10 protein-coding genes and 1 pseudogene are annotated in these 20,779 nt (G+C 32.8%); 9 read left to right on the forward strand and 2 right to left on the reverse strand.

Translation table 11 applies throughout. The features are described from left to right. The first annotated feature begins 307 nt into the window (after window positions 1-307). The gene (locus tag BED47_RS06980) at window positions 308-1,261 is read left to right on the forward strand and encodes a cation diffusion facilitator family transporter (protein ID WP_025568831.1); all 954 of its coding nucleotides are present in this window, start codon (window positions 308-310) and stop codon (window positions 1,259-1,261) included. Window positions 1,262-1,419: 158 nt separating this feature from the next. On the opposite strand, the pseudogene BED47_RS06985 reads toward BED47_RS06980, so the two are convergent. Then, window positions 1,420-1,808, reverse strand: a pseudogene (locus BED47_RS06985) (Lrp/AsnC family transcriptional regulator). A 249-nt stretch (window positions 1,809-2,057) separates the two neighbouring features. On the opposite strand from BED47_RS06985, the gene BED47_RS06990 reads away from it, so the two are divergent. From BED47_RS06990 to BED47_RS07025, 8 genes are all read left to right on the forward strand, one after another. Beyond that, window positions 2,058-3,137, forward strand: a complete 1,080-nt coding sequence (locus BED47_RS06990) for a bifunctional glycosyltransferase family 2/GtrA family protein (protein WP_069033057.1) — start codon at window positions 2,058-2,060, stop codon at window positions 3,135-3,137. Between the two features lie 125 nt (window positions 3,138-3,262). Continuing rightward, window positions 3,263-4,123 carry a PIG-L deacetylase family protein gene (locus tag BED47_RS06995; RefSeq protein WP_069033058.1) on the forward strand — a complete coding sequence of 287 codons (861 nt, stop codon included), beginning with the start codon at window positions 3,263-3,265 and terminating at the stop codon, window positions 4,121-4,123. A 930-nt stretch (window positions 4,124-5,053) separates the two neighbouring features. Then, a complete protein-coding gene (locus tag BED47_RS07000) occupies window positions 5,054-8,317 on the forward strand; it encodes an Ig-like domain-containing protein (RefSeq protein WP_069033059.1) in 3,264 nt (1,087 codons plus the stop codon). A gap of 403 nt (window positions 8,318-8,720) precedes the next feature. Beyond that, window positions 8,721-9,818, forward strand: a complete 1,098-nt coding sequence (locus tag BED47_RS07005) for a GerAB/ArcD/ProY family transporter (protein WP_069033060.1) — start codon at window positions 8,721-8,723, stop codon at window positions 9,816-9,818. After that, window positions 9,802-11,229, forward strand: coding sequence for a spore germination protein (locus tag BED47_RS07010; protein WP_025569214.1), 1,428 nt, complete (start codon window positions 9,802-9,804; stop codon window positions 11,227-11,229). The genes BED47_RS07005 and BED47_RS07010 overlap by 17 nt, the downstream gene beginning before the upstream one ends. Then, on the forward strand, window positions 11,226-12,365 hold the full coding sequence (locus tag BED47_RS07015; RefSeq protein WP_069033061.1) for a Ger(x)C family spore germination protein: 1,140 nt from the start codon (window positions 11,226-11,228) through the stop codon (window positions 12,363-12,365). Before BED47_RS07010 ends, BED47_RS07015 begins: the two co-directional genes overlap by 4 nt. A 646-nt stretch (window positions 12,366-13,011) precedes the next feature. After that, entirely contained in the window at window positions 13,012-14,811 is a 1,800-nt protein-coding gene (gene nagZ, locus BED47_RS07020) for a beta-N-acetylhexosaminidase (RefSeq protein WP_025568470.1), read from the forward strand. 263 nt (window positions 14,812-15,074) lie between these two features. Further along, window positions 15,075-19,448: a S8 family serine peptidase gene (locus BED47_RS07025; protein ID WP_069033062.1), complete on the forward strand. Its 4,374-nt coding sequence runs from the start codon at window positions 15,075-15,077 to the stop codon at window positions 19,446-19,448. A gap of 64 nt (window positions 19,449-19,512) precedes the next feature. On the opposite strand, the gene BED47_RS07030 is transcribed toward BED47_RS07025, so the two are convergent. Continuing rightward, window positions 19,513-20,436 (reverse strand): LysR family transcriptional regulator, encoded by a 924-nt coding sequence (locus tag BED47_RS07030; RefSeq protein ID WP_025568472.1) that lies wholly within the window; start codon window positions 20,434-20,436, stop codon window positions 19,513-19,515. Window positions 20,437-20,779: the final 343 nt, after the last annotated feature.

The raw sequence follows: 20,779 nt of genomic DNA on the forward strand, positions 1-20,779 counted from the left end.
TAGACATTAAAAATATCCCCTTGTTAATTGATAGCTAAATGTATGTTACTAAATAAGCCAGGTTAAGATTCAGCCTTTTATTTATGTATGATGTGAATCATTTCTATTTTTGTAAATCAAAAAGTAACTTAAGAATATCATTTTTTTATTGAAGTAACTGGGAGTTTAGTTCAATGAGGATCAAGGATGTATTTTATATGGTCAGTCTTTATTTGTTTATAATCATATGTTTACTATAAGTAAATAAAAGTTGGTAAGAATAGAAAAATAAAATACTTTCTAAGATCTTAAAGAGGAGAGAAACTAAGTGAATAATTATGATTATCACCACTTAAATCATGTTAAGGAGCAACTTAAATCAAAGAAAACATTATGGACTACCTTTTTTCTAACCATATTTTTTACGGTTGTTGAAATTGTTGGTGGAATCATTTCACATTCGTTAGCGCTTTTATCAGATTCTGCTCATATGTTATCTGATGTAATCGCTTTAGGATTAAGTATTACTGCTATCTATCTAGCAACGAAAAACCCAAATAAGAAATATACTTATGGTTATCTTCGATTTGAAATAATAGCGTCTTTTCTAAATGGACTTGCCTTAATAATTATTTCGATTGGTATCTGTATTGAAGGGATCAAACGGATTATCAATCCGACTGTAATTGATTTACGTATCATGTTAATCGTTTCATCGATTGGGTTACTAATAAATATTATTCTTACGTATATTCTAATTCGGAGCATGAAAGTAGAAAACAATTTGAATGTTAAAAGTGCACTTTGGCATTTTATTGGTGATTTATTAAACTCAATCGGTGTGATCATATCGGCAATATTAATTTATTTTACAAATTATACAATTATAGATCCGATTATCAGTATGATCATTAGTGTTGTTATCATCATTGGTGGTATTAGAATTACACGTGAATCCTATCAAATTTTAATGGAATCAGTTCCAAATAATTTTGATCTTGATTTAATACGTCAAGATATAAAACTAATCGAAGGAGTTGAAGATGTTCATGAAATGCATCTTTGGAGTATTACAACAGAACATTATTGTATAACAGCTCATGTTTTTTTAAGAAAAGATTGTCAATCCTTTCTTACCGTTTCATCTATCAATCACTTATTGAAAGAAAAATATGGGCTTGTACACGCAACAATTCAAGTTGAACACCCTTCGATTAATGAGCATGGACAATATGGAAAGGAATTTTTAGAACATAATAAATATCTATCTCCTATAAAGTAGAGAGACTAAATAAGTTTAAATAGGAAAGTGATCATAAAAAAGAGCCTTGATTGGCTCTTTTTTAATGTAAAGTGTTCATTTGCATGGTATAACATATTTCTTTTAATGATTTTAGTTCTTTTATCAAAATAGGAGAAAATGATGTTTTGCCAGAATTTTTATTCTTCACTAATAAAAGGAGCAATTATTTTTTTTTCATTAGAAGATAACACGATATTCGTTGATGGTGTACCATATTGCATTGATTCATCAATAAATTGTTCTAAACTTTCTACAGAATGCGTTGCTAATTTGACAATATAGCTAATTTCACCAGCTACTCTGTAACACTCAAGTACATCTGGATGATTATTGCAAAAGTTAGCTAATGCTTTACAATCTGTTGATTTAAACAATATAAATGCAGAAATTTGACGGTTTATTTTTTTAGAGATACATGTGCATAGTATCCTTCAATAATTTGTTGGTCCTCTAATTTCCGTACTCGCTCAATTACTGACGGAGAAGATAAGTGAACGGCTTCTGCTATATCCATACTCGATTGCATCAGCAAAGAATATTGGATAAATGACAAGTTGAGGAGCAAACAAAATTGCTTTTAAAAAGAGATACCGATTAAGACTATAAACTTTCATGTGCCCAAATATCTAATCGATTTATATATACCTATTAAATTTTTAATTATATGTTTTGTGTTTGGATAAACTTATTTAAAATATTAAATTATTGTTCAATTCAGTATAAATGTGTGAGATACTAAAATTGTTAATGGAAATGATTGAGAGGACGCGAATCAATGCAGTATCACTTTCCTGTTATTTTAATACCAGCTCTTAGTCCAGATGATCGATTGATCCATTTGGTTAAGGAATTGAAGTCTAAATTTAATCCACATATTATAGTCGTTAACGATGGTAGCGATGCACAGTACAATGGAATTTTTCAGAACTTACGTCAATTAGACCGATGTACCGTTCTTGAGCACCCTCACAACCTAGGAAAAGGGATGGCGCTTAAGACAGGGATTTCATATTTTTTAAAAAATTTCTCGAATTCGATTGGTCTTGTGACAGCAGACTGTGACGGACAGCATACACCGAAGGATATTGATCAAGTGGCAAGAGCTTTGATGGCATCGCCAGATAATTTAATCTTAGGAGTGCGAAATTTTTCTGAAGAAAATATACCGTTCCGTAGTCGATTTGGAAACACACTAACTCGCTCAATTTTTAAATATCTAACAGGTTTGTCTATTACGGATACACAAACGGGCTTACGTGGAATTCCCGTTTCATATATGAATTTTTTACTTAATTTATCTGGTGCGCGGTTTGAATATGAGTTGAATATGCTCCTGGGCTGTAAACAGCAGGGGATTGACATCAAGGAGACAATGATTGAAACAATCTATTTAGATAAAAACAGCAGTTCACACTTTAATCCTCTTGTGGATTCTATTAAAATTTATTTTGTGTTCTTTAAGTTTTTATCATCATCTCTAATTTCTTTTGTCGTTGACTATGGGTTATTTGTGCTATTTATTTATTTATTAGAACATAGGATTGGCACAAGTGCAGCTGTGTTATGGGCTGGCATTATCTCACGTGTCATTTCATCAATCGTTAATTACATATTAAATGCAAAAACCGTTTTTAAACATTCTTCTGCAAGGTCTGTCGTACGCTACTATATTTTATCAGGGATTCAAATGATCGTTTCAGCGTATGGTGTTACTTTCCTACAAGATGCCTTCCATGGCGGAGCGAGTATATTAAAAATTGTTGTGGACTTATTGCTTTCTTTCAGTAGTTTCAAAATTCAAAACGAGTGGGTATTTGAAAAAACAAAGAAACGTCAAAAAGTTAGCAAAACGTAAAATTATTCAGAATCTATGATTAAAAATTTTTATGAATTAGGCGAATCAAGCTAAACGATTCGCTTATTTCTTTGGAAAAGTGCGCTGAATTAATGTTTCAAAGTCGAAAGAAAGGTAACAGTTATATGCTAAATAAATTCATTGGACGGATTTTGTTTGTGTTGTTCACTATTTTAATAATACTGACTGTCGGATTCGGGTTCGTACATAACCTAATTTTAGATAAAAATGCAGTTGTGACAAATTCTCTGATTCCGAAAGATTCACCAAAACGAATGATGCTTATCTTTCCGCATCCAGATGACGAGATTACCGTTTCTGGAGAAGTTTTTCGTGAGATTCATGAAAAAAACGCCAAGGTAACGATGGTTGTTTTGACAGAAGGTGAAGCGGGTAAAACAGGTGGCGTAGTCTCGAAAGATGTCCTCGGAAAAGCACGCGAGAAAGAAGGAGAGCTTGCAGCAAAAAAGCTAGGTGTAACACCTGTTCAAGCAACTTTCCCAGATGCCAAGCTTTCTGAAGTCAATCCAATCGAGTTGAAAAACTACATTTATCAACAAATAAAAAAATATAAACCTACGACGATTCTTACTTATGATGATGTTGTGGGATATTATGGGCACCCAGATCATATTTTTGCGGCAAAAATGGTTCGAGAAGTATTTCGTGAGCATAAGGACGATTCGTCTTTTTCTGCTAAAAGATTATACATGGTAACACTACCCCCGAAAGTCTGGGATGGTCTTTCGAAGTTTGGAAAGAAACTTCGGGAAAAATATCCACTTAGGGAGAATCAAAGGCCACCGACACCAACTAATGCTGTAATTGTTAAAGTCTATGGTAAGCAAATAGATGAGTTAGCAAAGGGATACAAAACGCAACAGCAGGCTGTAGATGCATTGCTTCCAGGGCATCGGCAGATTCCTTATTGGATTTATTTTAAGGTGCTAGATAGGGAGTATTTTTATTTAGCTGAAGAAAATTAATGCTTTGGATTGTGTTGTTTGTATAGTTGACGTGAATGATTTTTGTTGTTTAGTAAAGCTCCCAAAGTTGATTTCGGGAGCTTTTTTTATGATTTGAGAGTTATATCCGTTTAAAATCGAACAATTATACAAATATTATTTACTTACGTTTTTCTAAATTTATTAGGACACAAATTTGATTACCTGAAAATATTAACGCCAAAAATAAGATTACTTTAAAGATAACTTCGACATAAATATATATCCTCTCTAGGTTTTTACGACACGAATTTAATTACTTCACAAGTTTATTGCTTCAATTGATTATATAAATATATAAATAACGAATATTTGTAAATGGTTGTGTACCGACACAAATGTGTTTACTCTTAATTATTAAAAAACGTTGATATATAAAGGCAAGTAACATATTTATGTCGTTTATTTACGAAACAAATATGTTACTTCAAAAAATATTGCTATTCTAGTGAAAACCATTAAGTTAATCAAATTTTGATATGTAAGAATAATATTAGTAATTAAAACGTTCATTTATCCTATAAATAACCTGTTCTCAAATCGGAGCAGGTTTTTTTAATTTTTTTATTATTTTCATGCCATACTTTTGATTTCCAATCCTATTTATTAATAACTGAAATGAATCATTTTGATAACTAGAATGTCATTTACCCCAAAAATATATCACCATATAATAAAGTTAACATTTTAAATAGTCCTAATTTTTTGATTAAAATTATTTTTTAATCCCGTTATCCTAAAATGTAATTTATCTTATCTTGAACTGTTGGATTACATATTAAATTATGACTAGTTTTATACGACCTAAAAGAGGATTAAGAAAACGATTTACTAAAGGCAATGAATAGAAGGAGGATATTATCAATCTGAATTTACAGATTGTTCAATATAAAAAATTATGGAGGTTAACAAATGAGAACAATGATGACAAAACGGATTACTTCATTAACACTCGTACTAACTTTATTTCTGTCTCTATTTAGTAGTTTAGCTTTTGCCTCAACAAAAGAGTCAGTAAAGTTAAGAAAGGATCCACAATCGAAGGAGATTGTAAAACTCATTCCAAGTGAATCAACAGTTTCACTCTCACTGAATCAAGGTCATCACGATCTAAAGATTGAAGCAGAATATAAGGATGGTAGTAAAGCAGATGTAACAGCAGAAGGAAAATGGACATCCGTAAATGAAAAAGTTGTAACTGTTGAAACTGGAAGACTAACAGCAGTAAATGTTGGGTCTACAAATGTACAATTTAGTCTTGGTAATGCAGTTTTAAACGTTGAAGTAAATATTAAGAAAAGTGCACAAGTTTTAAACCAATTGTCAGCTACTTCAGAAAGTAAAAAAATTGTATCACTTGTTTTAGAAGCGCAGCAAATTACATACATAGATGAAGGGCAAGAGCGTCCGATCGCTTTGAAAGCGCTTTATAACGATGGGTCGACGGAAGATGTAACGAAATTAGCTAAATGGGAATCACAAGATCCTTCAATTGCATCGGTTGAAAAAGGTGCATTAAAAGGGTTATCAAATGGGAATGTTGCAATGAAAGTAACTTACGCAAATTTTCCAGTAATAAACTTCTTTGCTTCGATAAGAGGTATTCCTCATGGTGATGAGCTGTACCTTTCGGCTGACATGTTTAGGCTAGAAACCTCTGATAAGCCGGTTCAAGTAAATGCCAATATAAAGAACACCTGGGGGAATGGAGCATATACATGGAAAGATGTTACTTCTTCAGGTAGTTGGACAACGACAAATCGTAATGTTGCTACCGTAAGTAAAGATGGTCAGATTACCCCAGTTGGAATAGGCCAAGCATATATCTATTTTAAATATGATAAGTTGGTTGGTGCTGTACAAGTTAATGTTGTTAAGCCTACAAAGCTTGTAACTGATGAACCTACAGTTGAATTATTGCCAAATCAAAATTGGCCTGTTAATTTAACCGAAGTATTCACTAATGGAATATCAGAAGGTGGTATTAATTTAAATGAAAATGTAAATCCTTATGATGTCAAATGGACCGTCGATGATAACAGTATTGCAACGGTTACTAATTCAGGATATATCAATGCACGTAAGACAGGTAAAACAATTGTGACAGCTTCATATCGATCGGATGTTCTTCCTCCAGTTAAGATTGAAGTAAATGTTACTAATAAACTTGCTACTCCAAGAGTTATTGGTTTAGCAGCTTCTCAATCAAACCTTACTTTAGGAACAGGTGAGGAAACGCCTATTACAATAAATGCAATATACAGTGATGGGAGAATTGAGGATGTCTCAGGTTCAGTTGAATTTTACTCCGACAATTCCAAAGTAGCTTCCACTCAGCGAGAATTTGGTGGTGCACCTAAGGTTATTGGTCAATTGAGTGGAACAACTGAAATGCATGCTATCTATTATGGTGGTCGTTTTACTTTAGATATCCCTGTAGCAGTCAAAGATAGTGTCAATCAGAAGAGGGCTCCACTCCCTGAATCAATTTCTGTTTCACCAGATATGAAAAATATGGTATTACATCAACAACTGCAGTTAGAAGTAAAAACGAACTATTCAGACAAAACAACGTTAAATTCAACTTCATTTGCGACATATAAATCGTCAAATCCTGATGTTGTTAAGGTAAATAAGGATGGGCTTCTTACTGCTGTAGGCACTGGTACAACAAATATTACAGTAAATAGCTCAGGTAACTCAAGGCAGGTTCCAATTATCGTTTCAAATGAACCTTCTAAAGATTTTGTAAATAAAATTGTTGATCTGATTCCTAGTGAAAATGACATCTCCTTTAGTTTATCTGAGCACACGCATTCGTTCACGGTAAAAGCAAAATATAAGGATGGTTCAACAACTGACGTTACATCAGACACAGGATTCACTTCATTAGACCCAGACAAAGTTACAGTTAAGAATGGTGTTCTTACAGCAGTAGCACCAGGAACAACACAAGTACTGATCGATTATGGCACAAGCACAAAAATCTTGAATGTTTCAATTCATTCTGGGAATGATGCATCAATTAAAGATTTAAAAATTGAATCTTTACTCGTTTCCTCATTGGATGTTGTTGTCCAAAAAGATAAGCTTTATCCAGTACATGTTTTTGCTCAATACAATGATGGAACTCAAAGGGAGATATCGAATTCAATCCAGTGGACAACAGAGAACCCTTCAGTTGTAAGTGTTAAAGACGGGAAGTTTATTGGAATGAATACTGGAAAAACGACGGTTAGTGCAACAATTGCAGGTTTCTCTACTATTAAAATTCCAGTAAAAGTACAAGATAAAGCTGGACCAGTAAATTTAGTAGGAATTGTTAGCACGGGGATGGTATTACAGCCTGAATCAGGATCTATAATAGATGCGATAACTGGTACGCAAAATGGAATGATATTACACCCTGAATCAGGAACTATTGATGCGAACGCGTTTGCTGAATATACAGATCATAATATCGTTCAGGTTGATACAGAAGGGAAATGGGAATCTTCCGACGAAAATGTAGCAACTGTTGACCAGAACGGGGTCATTACATGGGTCGGCACTGGTGAAGCATACATCTGGTTCATTTATGGAAATATGAGAGATGCTATTTGGGTAAGAAACACTAAGCCTGTAAATTTATATTGGGCTGAAAACGATAGATGGACAACTAGTAATATTATGTTAGAACCTAATAAGTCTACTGACGTCTCAATTAATGGATCTTTTGGCCATCCTCGCAGAGATGGAAATTGTGATTGTTATAATCTTAATAGCAAAGCAAAATTGACGGTGGCGGACGAATCAGTTGCATCGATTTCTGCTGATGGACATCTCATCGCTCACTCTGTTGGAAAAACGACAATTACTGCTACTGTTTTTGGAATGTCAACCACAATTGATGTTGAAGTTGTAGCAAAGTATCCTACATTTACTAGAGGGATAAGTTCTGCACCTGGTTATATCGTAAATTCAGCAGGTTCAAAAAATGAGATAATTATTAATGCTATGTCAAGCGATGGGACGATAAATGATGTTACAGCTGATGTCAAATATACTAGTTCCAATCCGGAAGTAGCGGAAGTGACCGCTGATCATAAAATCTTAACGAAGTCTGAAGGAGCCGCAGTAATAATTGCGGAATATGATGGATTTAAAATTATTGTTCCTGTTATCGTTAAACCTTAAAGAATAGTTTGTATAATTGATGTTTAGATAAACTATACCTTTAAGATAAAAAATAGTCTGGTTTTTATGTTCACCCCACCCCCGTAAGTTAGCAATAATTACGGGGTATTTTTATGGGGAATATTGCTAATTCCTACTATTATATATTACTTTTATATTATCTAATTTCTTAATCATTATCATATAAAATACTAAATTGTTTTTATCAAAATAATTATAAGGGCAAGTTATCTTATTTTAAACCTGTATCCAAATCGGGGCAGTTTTTTTCTAATGCAGCTTTTACCACTGTTATTGGTGTGTAATAGCTGTATTTTTTAATGAATAAGCTGTTCATTCAATGGAAAATATAAACATGTTTATACAATAATTTACTAGTAGAGAAGGAGGTCTTGCTCGAATTATGAATAATGAAAAAATTTTCATAAGTGCAGCATTAATCCTCGTACTACTTTCCAGTTTATTTATGAACCATTTTATAATGATTTCAGCATTACTTGACATAGCCGGAAGAGATGCTTGGTTATCAGTAGTTATAGCTCTCCCATTTCTTTTAGTCTGGCTTTGTATTTTATATTACATCATGAGAAAAACGAAACAAAAATCTGTCACCCTACTGATAAAACAGAACTATGGAAATTTAGCCTTTTCTATAATAGTCATTCCATTATTAGCTTTTTTATTGATAAATACATACATTACTTTAAAGTCCATTTCATATTGGATCACAGTAATCTATTTACCGAAAACACCTACAATTGTAATTGAAGTATGTTTATTAATGATCTGCACTTATTGTGCTTATGCAGGATTATCATCCATTGCTGTCATATCAGTATTTTTTATTCCTTTTATTCTAATTTTTGATTTTTTTCTTAATGGAGCCAATATCCAATTTATGCATATAAATTGGATGAAACCGATGTTACAGAATGGTTGGAATCCAATTTTTAAAGGTAGCTTTTTTATTGCTGGAGGATATATCGAACTTTTGTTTTTATTATTAATTCAGCATCGAATTAACAAGGAAATAAGATTTTGGCAAATATTCTTTTTAGGAATTTTGATGTTAATATCTTCAATTTTCCCATTGTTTTATTCAATTTCATTATTTGGTCCTCAATTATCAGAAAAAATGCGCTACCCCGTTTATGAGCAATGGCGCCTTCTAGGAATTGGTCATTTTATTCAACACGTAGACTTTTTCTCTGTTTTTCAATTTATGTCATGTTCCTTTATAAGAATATCCTTAACTATATACATATTTGTAGATATTTTAAATATTAGATCAAAAAGCAGGTTAAAAAAAATGTTTTGGGCTTTAAGTTTTGTGTTATTAGTAGCCGTATGTATACCAGTAACGGATTTAAAACTCCATTCATTTATGAAACATAATTATGTACCTATATTTGTACCTGTTATCTTTTTAATATCAATTTTAATAGTACTCTTTGTCTTGAAAATTAAGGTGAATCTAAAAGGGGATGAGTCCCATATCTAAAGTAAATGAACAAAAAATAAGAAAACTTTTCAAAAATTGTGCAGATGTGCAAATAAAAGTACATCACTTAAATAATAATCCGAGAAATAAACGTGTGCTTTTTGTCTATTCTAGCGGAATGATTGATACCATACATATGAACCAGTTTGTATTACCTAATCTGCAAAATAATACTTTACAACTAATACCGTTAAATAGTAGTGAAAAGGATACTGAACAACAAATCACTCTAAAAGTTTTTTCTGGTGAATTAATTTTAATATTTGAAAATACAAATGAAATTTTTTCTGTCAATATATCAAATATTCCACAACGTCAAACTGAGGAATCAACTTACGAAGTTTCAATTAAAGGTGCTCGTGATGGTTTTACAGAATCTCTAGAAACAAATGTGGCATTACTTCGAAAAAGAATACCTAGTAACACTTTATGTAATGAATTATTTAAGATTGGTACACGAAGTCAAACTAGCGTTTCTTTACTTTATCTATCAGATGTAATAAATGAGAATATTATCGCTGAAGCAAGAAAGAGACTTAAGTCAGTTGAAGTAGAAATACTAAATGGAGTTTCTCCTCTTGAAGAATTACTATCAGACTCGCCATATACAATTATTCCATCTTTAACATATAGTACAAGACCAGATATGATCATCGAATCACTCCAAAGAGGACGATTTTGTATCTTAATAGATGGTGCTCCAGCTGCATTGATTGCTCCAATTAATATAAATTTATTACTAAAATCTGCTGAAGATATGTACATGCCTTATTACTTTGTTACACTTCAAAGGATACTAAGATATATGGGATTGTTACTTTCAGTATTACTTCCTGGTTTTTACATTGCAATGACTACATATCATTTAGACCAGATTCCTTTTCCAGCACTTGCAACAATTGCATTAAATTGTATTGGTATACCATTTTCTCCAGGGATGGAGTTAATTTTATTGGTCATTCTTTTTGAATTACTTCGTGAGGCAGGTTTGCGCTTGCCAAAATCAACAGGTCAAACTGTTACAGTGGTAGGAGGGTTAATAGTAGGAGATACAATGATTCGATCAGGACTTGCTTCTCCGAATGTAGTTGTCGTTGTTGCAATTACACTGATGGCTCAATTCTTAATTGTAAACCAGTCTTTTGGAAGTGCCGTTATTTTAATGAGAGGTTTATGTATTATTATGGGGTGTATATTAGGGTTGCCGGGTTTAATGCTTGCTCTTTTTTTAATATTAATCTATCTCTCAACTTTAAAATCTTTCGGAGTATCAATCATGTCGGCATTTAAAAATCCAATTGATAGTGACTACCTTAAAGATATTTTTCAATTGCCCAAACCATTTATGAGAAAAACACCAAAATTTTTATATACGAAACATGGACGAAAACAAGGAGAAGAATCAAATTGAAGCTGAAGCTTATTTTACTAATTGTTCCAATCTTACTTTTAGCCGGTTGTTGGGACCAAAAACAAATAAATCAAGTAACATTTGTCTCGGCTCTTGGTGTAGATTATGTAAATAATGAATATGTTTTATATGTACAAGTATTAGATTTTACAACAATTGGTAAATCTGAGCAAGGAAGTAGTGGAGCAGAAGGCCCTAACATTTGGGTTGGTAAAGGGAAAGGAACAACATTTTCACTGGCCTGGAACGACTTGTATAATAGCATCCAACAAGGGACAATCTTTGGTCAAATTAGTTCGGTTGTGTTTAAGGAATCTGCTTTGGGTAAAGAACAAATAGACGAATCATTAGATACATTTGAAAGGTTTATAGATGCAAGACTTACACCTTGGCTTTATACAACAAAAGAACCAATTGATAAAATTTTTGCAGTGCAACCAATGTTACCAAATTCACCAATTATGAGCTTATTACATTTACCTAATGAAAATTATGAAGAACATTCAATCATTTCACCGATGAAAATGGTGGAATTCGCCGGACTTTATAATGAACCTAGTTCATCAATTATCGTTCCAACACTTGGGGTAAATGAAGAATTGTGGAAAAAAGATGCCAAAAAAATGCCGATGATGAATGTAAATGGAGCTTTTGTGTTTCAGAATGCCAAAAAAACACAATGGATTTCAAAAGACGATTTAATAGGTTTACGTTGGACTGATCAGAATACTGTGATGACGCCTCTCTCTTTAAATGAAAAAAACGGAAAACTTAAAGCATTGCTTCCAATTGAGAAGCCAAATATAAAGATTCAGTCAAAAGTTAACAAATCAGGTGTTCCAAAATTTAAAATGAGTATTAAAGCACATGCATCTGTATCTCAGTTAAATTCCAAAATCAGTAATAGAGTACTACAAAATAAAGCAGAAAATGAAATTAAAAAGGAAATCCGTAAGACGTATTTGAAAGGATTAAGTAAAGATTTAGATGTATTCCATTTAGAAGAAGAACTGTTTAGAAATAACTATAAATCCTGGAAATCAATTAAAAAAAATAATAAATTTCCACTTGCGTCCAATTCTCTTGGGACTATTAAAGTAAAGATTACAGTCATTGATCGAGAAGAAAAAGAATAAAGAATTTCTATTTGTTTCATTTATTATGGAGATAATCCCTTCACATAACTATCGTAAAACTAAAATATAGTTGAGTGAGGGGATTAGTTAAAAATAATCTAAAGTAAAAAAAGTGTAAATATTATTTCAATTCGTTAGTAATATTATTACTTTCTATTTTAAATTGGTAAATGTCATTGACTAGATAGTTAATCAGTATTAATCTTATCCTTGCATTCAAGATATTGTATTTTCGAAGTTCACATAAAAGAATGAACGGTAAAGAATAATTGTTTACCGTTCATTCTTAATATGTTATAAATGTAAACAAGAGGTGGTGAGGAAGTATTAATTGTACTTAAAAATAGACTTTTAATAATAATTTAAGAATGAATATTCTCAAATGTTGTTTAAAAAGAATATCGGTCTCTTATTTCCGATTTAATACTTACATTCGTTATCAACTGTTTTGTAATTATATTCTCTGTCAGACAGTTTTTAAAAATTAGTGATTTTAACCGGTATAAGAAAAACCTCGTAACTACTACTTAATATTAAACTTAGATTAAATCAGTATATTTGTTATTAATTGTTTATAGTTTTAAAACATATCTATTATTTTTTCGAAAACAATATTAACATATGAAAAAAATTTAGAGGTGAAACTTTGAAAAACAATATTAAAAAATTATCGGTGATTGCTATTAGTAGTTTCATATTATTATCTGGTTGTATTGAAGTTAAAGCAAATAAAAATGATAATACAGTTATTAAAAACCATGAAAATACAATATCTAAAATAAAGAACAATGTAGCCACTGAAAATAATAATAATACAATATCTAAAATTAATAACAATGTGACCACTGTAAATAATAATACAGTATCTAATATAAAGAGCACTGTAAATGTTTCAAAATCTGATCCAATACTTGATGAACTAAATAAATTAACTCTTAAAGAAAAAATCGGACAAATGATGATCGCTGGTTTTGACGGAACAACATCAAGTAATGCAGATACTCTTTTAAAAAATTATAAATTAGGCGGCGTAATACTATTTGGAACTAATATAAAAAGTCCAAGTCAGTTAGTTAATTTAACAAATGGAATAAAAACTTACAATAAAAATAACAAGGTACCATTATTTATCGCTGTCGATCAAGAAGGTGGTAGGGTAAATCGAATGCCTTCAGTAGTTTTAAATACACCTTCTGCAAGAACGATTGGAAATAAAAATAATATGCAATACGCATATAATATAGGTAATATGATTTCAAAAGAGCTATCATCTTTTGGATTCAATACTGATTTTTCACCAGTTTTCGATATACAAAGTAATCCTAAAAATACAGTAATTGGAGATCGTTCGTTTGGTACAAATTCAACTATCGTTTCAAGTATTGGTGAGGGAATGATGGATGGAATACATAAAGGAAACACAATTCCTGTCATTAAACATTTCCCTGGGCATGGGGATACTTCAGTAGATTCTCATTTAGCACTCCCTATAGTGAATAAAGACTTATCAAGTTTAAAAAAATTTGAGTTAGTTCCATTCAATCATGCAATCAAAAATCATGCGGATATGGTGATGGTGGCCCATATATTAGTAAAAAAAGTAGACTCTAAGTATCCAGCATCTATGTCAAAGTCAGTGATAACAGATCTTTTACGAAAACAATATGGATATAATGGGGTAGTCATAACTGATGACATGTCAATGGGCGCTATAGCTAAACACTATAACTTAAGTAACGCAGCAGTTACCTCTATTAATGCCGGTAGTAATATTATTTTGATAGGACATGGAAATGAAAATGTTAAAACCATCTACAATAGCATCTATACAGCAGTTGAAAATCATAAAATATCAGAAGACACAATAAATAAAAGTGTCTATAAAATTCTATCTTTAAAACAAAAATATAAACTTAACAATAATAAAGTTCAACCTGTCAATGTTACAACTTTAAATAAACAAATTAAGAAAGCTGTTACTTATAACAATGAGACTAGTAATAAGCAGTACTTACTTTTGAAAAATATTTCGACGAAGGCTAATGAAGGAAAAATAATCAATGCAGAATTTAATGTAATGAATTCCAATATTGACCAGGTAAGAGAAAAATGGGGAAAAGAGGACAGTAGTGTATATGTGGCGGCCGCTAAAGGAACATACAACACATACACAAAGAGAAATGTAGTTGTTGGTTACCAAAAAGGCCATTTAATATTTGAATTACGCTCTTTTGATCCTCAATTAAAATCTTTATCTATTAATAATATAAAAAATTATTTTGGTTCACCTAGTTCAGAAGTTACTACCTCAAATAAGGAAAAAATACTTACTTATTCAATTGGATCAAAGAAGCTTAAATTTGTTTTTCCATTAAAAAAACAAATTGTAGTGGATCATTATTCGATATATAATCCAAATAATGTTATTAATAATATGAGTAATTAATTCTGGATTTATCAAATAAAACTAGCAGTCTTTAAACCTATTCCTGTATCGGAGTAGGTTTTTTGTTTTACCGAAATAATTTTATTGCCATTCTTTTTTATTGATAACTAAAATGAATCATTATGATAACGATAATGTCATTTACCATAAAAATATATCACTATATAATTATCTTAACATTTTAAATAGTCTAAATTCCCCTATTTTTATAGGTTTAATTCCGCTATCCTAAAATGAATTTTTTGTTAGAGGTGATGCAATCGATGAAAAAAAGAACTAGGTCGTTTAATGTAGGAACTTCAACTTGTATTTTTGCTTCAGCTTTATTAGTCCTAAATTCCCAATTTACTTTTGAACCTAAAATTGGTAGGGCACAAGAGACTAATCTAGATGATGCGATGACACGCGTTATAGTTGAAATGGAAGATACCCCTGCGACTCAAATTATGCAGAAATCAGATCATATAGGATCTTTATCCAGGACAACAGAAAGGAAGTTAAAAGATCAAATTGAAAGTTTAAAACAGTCACATGGGAAAGTGTTAGACGAAATAAAGGAAAAAATGATTCCATTCAAAAAGACTAACGACTATACGTTCACATTCAATGGAGTTTCATTACAAGTACCAAAAAGTAAAGTGAATGACCTACGTTTACTTCCAGGTGTAAAGGCTGTTTATCAGGATCAGCAATATCACTCAGACTTAACCAATAGTGTCCCATTGATTGGTGCTCCTGATGTTTGGTCTAAGCATGACCAGAATAATCAAGAAGTTACTGGAAAAGGTGTCACAGTCGCTGTGATTGACACAGGTGTAGACTATGATCATCCTGACCTTGGCGGAGCGTTTGGTCCAGGGCATAAAGTAGTTGGTGGATATGATTTTGTCAACAATGATAATGATCCTATGGATGACTATGGACATGGTACCCATGTCGCAGGCATCATTGCTGCGCATGGGAAATTGACAGGTGTGGCACCTGACGCCTCTATCACAGCCTATAAAGTCTTAGATAATAACGGATCAGGAACTACATCTAATATTATTGCAGGAATTGAAGCGGCTATTTCACCGGACAATCCATTTCCGGCTGATGTCATTAATATGAGCTTAAGTGGACCTGGTGATGGAAATGATCCAATCTCACAAGCTGCTCAAAATGCTGTTGATGCCGGTGTGGTTGTCGTCGCTGCAGCAGGAAATGCAGGACCTGGATATGGTACTATTGGTGCCCCAGCAATGGCTGAAGGTGTACTTGCTGTCGGTGCAAGTGTAAGTGGTATCAAAGTACCTGACGCGAAGATGGTAGCACCAATTGACGAGAATTTATCTGTAACTCGCCTTGGGTTTACCGCTAATCCACCTGAAACAGCAATTACAAGTGATTTGATAGATGTTGGTGATGGTGGAACCGAAAATTATAACGGGTTAGATGTAAAAGGAAAGATTGTCTTAATTCAACTACCACTAGGTTCAGATGGACGTACAGAAGCGATTACTGCACAAGAAAAAGGGGCAGCCGCTGCGATCTTTTTCCAACCCGAGCAAGTTGGACCCGTTTTTAAATTAGGGGATACACTTCCAAGTCAATATACATCCAACTCCTATGAAGAGTTACAAACACAACATCAATTCATGACAGGTTCTACTGAAGACGGCCAGTTAGAATCGTTAGTTGCTATGAAAATTGATGGAACAAAAGCTGGTGAATTAAAGTCATATTTGACAAAAGGACCTGTTAAAATTACGATTTCAGGCAAAGACATAACGGATCAAATTGCAAACTTTAGTTCACGCGGTGATTCTGAATTACGGGCTAAACCTGATTTAGTTGCTCCAGGCGTCGAAATTAATTCGACCTACATCAAGACAGATAGTAATGATTCAGGTTATACAAGATTAAGCGGGACAAGTATGGCTGCTCCTCATGTGGCGGGTGCAGCTGCACTTCTGAAACAACTTAAGCCGTCATGGAATGCTAGTGAAATTTCAGGCGCATTAAAAGAGACTGCTAAACCACTAGCATCATATGATGTGCTTACACAAGGGACAGGAAGACTTGATGTAAAGGCGGCAGCGGATACCAATGTAATAGCCTCTCCTAATGTATTAAATTTAGGATTAGCTGATTTAAAAGACTCGGAGATTAATAGAAACGCATCATTAACTTTAAATAATCCAGGAGATGTAGCCGTTGATATGGATTTCTCCATTAAAGAGGATATAAAATCCGGAGCTAAAGTAACTGTGAACCCTTCACATATTCATATTAATTCAGGTCAACAGGTAAATGTTGGGTTGAATATTAATTTAAAACGTCCGGATCAAGATACGAATATCTCAGGTTGGGTAGAAGGTAATATCCAATCTGTAAAAGGATCGCAGCATATACGCGTGCCATACAAGTTAATTGCAAGACATTTTAAAATTACTGCATCACCGGATCCTGTTGGATCAACAGTAAAAGACACAACAGCCTATATTTACAGCCCGGTTAATCTAACACAAGCTCCTAATGTCACAGTACATACTCCAAGAGGGAAAACAATTGAAGTTGAAGCTGTATTAGATCATGACCGTTGGTGGAAAGCGAATGTTCCAACAAATGAAGTAGGAATATATCGAATTGATGCAAGTACGATCGTCAAAAATTCTGCAAATGATGATTCAACAATAATAGGTTCTAGCTTTTTGGAAAAATTACCAAAAGAAAATGAAAACGTTTCATCCTGGAATTCTATTGGGCCATACTCTAATGCAGGACTGATGAATATTGATTTGAAAAATGCTAAGAACATGACAGTTTTACCTTCATCTACTTTATCTTTATTCCGTACTGAAGATAAGGCAGAAACTTGGCATGAGTATCGAAATTTCCCTGTAGCTGGAGGAGTAGCAACTAATCTAGTGGTTGATCCAACAGATGAAAAAAATATATATGTGGCAATTAATTCAAAATACAATGATCTAACTTATACTGGTAAAATAGTAGCCAGCCAAGACGGAGGAAAATCATGGAAGACATTATCTTTTCCGGATATAGAAATATCTGATTTACAAATTGATAATAGTGGACAAAAGTTGATTGCTATTTCGAGGAATGAAGTATATGTCAGCACGGACAGAGGATTAAATTGGGTGCAGCTACCTGGTTGGTGGGGAATGCTTACTAAAGCTAAACTACTAAATAACAACTTATATATTTCAGCAGGTTATGAAGGGCTTTACGTATTTAAAGATGTATTCTCTGGTTCAGCTACATCTGAACTATTGTATCAGCCTCCATTTCCTTATAGAACTACAAAAGAGATTGTAGGAGATGGAAATCTCTTAGTTACTAGTACTTTCGGTGGTGGATTGTATGCTTCATATAATAATGGGAAAGATTGGAAGGAACTAACACACTCCGATCTACCATTTAATAATGTATCTCGTTTAGAAATTCTTGAGGGTGATATTTATGTAGGGACAGCCTATGATGGAATATTGGTTAGTCACGATAAAGGAAAAACTTGGGAAACATGGAAAAAACCTCTTCCTGGGTATAACTCATTCGAAATCGATTTTGAGTTAGGTGGTAAATCTTCTCCTAAAGGTATCCGACCAATTTATGTATCTTCTGAACAAGCAGGGATATATGGAACTCAGGATAAAGGTGAATCATATAAACGAATCGGTATTCCTGGGGCAACGGTTTATGACTTGGCTATTACACGGAATTCTAAAGGATATCAGTTACTTGCTGGAACTGACTCCAACACATACATGACAGCATTACCTCTTCAAAACAAGATTGATTCAGAATGGGGTGCTGCGGAAGGTGAAGGTAGATTTGGAGAGCAAGTGTTTAAAATTGCTACTTCTCCAACAGAATTGAATGTAGTTTACAAAATACGCTATAGTGCGATTGGGACTATGAATGTATATCAAAGTAAAGATGGCGGAGAAAAATGGGATCAAAAATTTGTAGATATTGGAGTCCCAACTGCTATGCTGATTAACCCGGCCGACTCCAAGCAAATCGTTATTTCTTATACAATTCCAGGAACTAATGAATTAGGAATCTATATTAGTAAAGACGCTGGAGAGACTTGGAAAAAGATTAAGCAGGAACACAAATTTACAGCTTTAACATCCGCTGATCCTCATGATCCAAACAGGATTTGGGCAGGTGGAAACGATGGTCTATTCTTGTCTAAAGATATGGGTCAGACATTTGAAAAAATTCAAAACGTTCCTATAAGCAGTATTGCAATTGATTCACACAATCCAAGCCATCTAATACTCGGAGGAAACCATCTATATATTAGTAGTGACGGTGGAAAAACTTTAGAAATGGCAAAAGGTGCGGGTACCGCTGAACTCAACATGTATGTAAATGATATTATCGTTTCACCTACTCAGCATAATACTGTTTATGCAGCCTCAGGTTCTTTTTATGAATCAGGACTACTTAAAGGAGGTCGAGGTGTGTTAAAAAGTGTGGATGGAGGAAAAACTTGGACAAATCTTTCCAAGGATCTCGAAAATAGAAATGCTATAACACTTCAACTTTCTCCAGACGAGGAATATTTGTTTGTCGGTACACAAGGTGGCAGTGTTCAGCGATTAAAATTACCTAAACATCAACAGTAAGAAACTTCATTAAAAAAAACATTCCTTACTTCATGAAGTGGGGAATGTTTTTTTGTATAAGCTGTCAGGATTTTATTAAGGAATCTTCAGTATCTCCTACATAAAGACCTTTTTCATTCAAAAGTGAAAGCAACAAGTCTATGAAATTTCTAGCTGCAGCGCCAATATACTTTTCTTTGTGATGTACAATAGCAACTTCCTTACTAATTATAGGATTTACTATTTTAATAACTTTAAGTGATTCAGTATTCGCCGAAGCGAGAAGAGCATTGGGAAGTATAGTAGCTCCAATACCAGCTTTCACGATACTTAAAATAGAATGAGCATCATTTAATTCTATGATTGGTTGAATGTCAAATCCCTTAGACGTAGCGACTTCATTAATAAATTTTCGGCAATTGTAGTTATTTGGACATAAAACAAGTGGAATATCTTTGATTTCTTCAAATTCAACAATATCCCTTTTTGCCCAATGATGGTCAAAAGAAACTGCTAAATATAATTCTTCATTATATAAAGGGATACTTTTTAACTGTTCATTCTCTAAAGGCAAGAGTGTCAAAGCTATATCGATTTCATTTTGAATAACTTTTTCTTCAATATTATCTAACTTAATGATCTTCATTTGTAAATAAGGATGCATTCTGTGAAGCTCTAAGAATACTAGAGAAGCCAACTTACTTAACTCCCCAGACATTACTCCAACAACCAATTTTCCTCTTTTTACTTTTTGAAGCTCTCCAATTTGTTCATAGATAAATTCTATATTGGAAAATATTTTATCGGATTCTTCTTTTAAAATTTTTCCCGCTTCAGTAATAGCAATTTTTTTACCTAAGCGATCAAATAAACGAACTCCTAATTTATCTTCAAGGGCTCTCATTTGACGGCTTAAAGCAGGTTGTGATATTCCTAATTTTTCTGCTGCTCTTGTAAAATGTAATTCATCACAAATAGCCAAAAAGTATTCTATTTCCCTTAATTCCATTAAATTTACTCCTCATTAGTTTTATAAAGTAAAAGAAACATTAAATGAAGAAGGTTATGACAATAAAACTTACTAAAGTTTTTATCTTAAATTCAAGATACTCACTCGATAAACCATCATATAACGTTATGATTTCGAAGATGGTTTCCACATTTTCATTATAAAAATGCTGTGAAAATTTAAAACATCCATTTTGGAACTTTTTAGCCCATCCACTAATTTTCGGCGATTGTGTTTATTAGGAACATAAGCCAAATGGAATGCAATTCAACAATGTTCAAAATAAAGGAACTTCTAATAATCTTAGTTATTTAATATTTTTTTTGAGAATTTTCGTTCTAAT

The organism is Gottfriedia luciferensis (assembly GCF_001712755.1).
Taxonomy (GTDB): Bacteria; Bacillota; Bacilli; order Bacillales; family Bacillaceae_G; genus Gottfriedia; species Gottfriedia luciferensis_B.

Bases quoted from the DNA above. Each gene is read 5' to 3' on its own strand.
- BED47_RS07025 (WP_069033062.1), top strand. From the start codon at position 15,075: ATGAAAAAAAGAACTAGGTCGTTTAATGTAGGAACTTCAACTTGTATT.
- BED47_RS07010 (WP_025569214.1), top strand. From the start codon at position 9,802: ATGAGTCCCATATCTAAAGTAAATGAACAAAAAATAAGAAAACTTTTC.
- BED47_RS07005 (WP_069033060.1), top strand. From the start codon at position 8,721: ATGAATAATGAAAAAATTTTCATAAGTGCAGCATTAATCCTCGTACTA.
- BED47_RS07030 (WP_025568472.1), bottom strand. From the start codon at position 20,436: ATGGAATTAAGGGAAATAGAATACTTTTTGGCTATTTGTGATGAATTA.
- BED47_RS06990 (WP_069033057.1), top strand. From the start codon at position 2,058: ATGCAGTATCACTTTCCTGTTATTTTAATACCAGCTCTTAGTCCAGAT.
- BED47_RS07000 (WP_069033059.1), top strand. From the start codon at position 5,054: ATGAGAACAATGATGACAAAACGGATTACTTCATTAACACTCGTACTA.
- BED47_RS06995 (WP_069033058.1), top strand. From the start codon at position 3,263: ATGCTAAATAAATTCATTGGACGGATTTTGTTTGTGTTGTTCACTATT.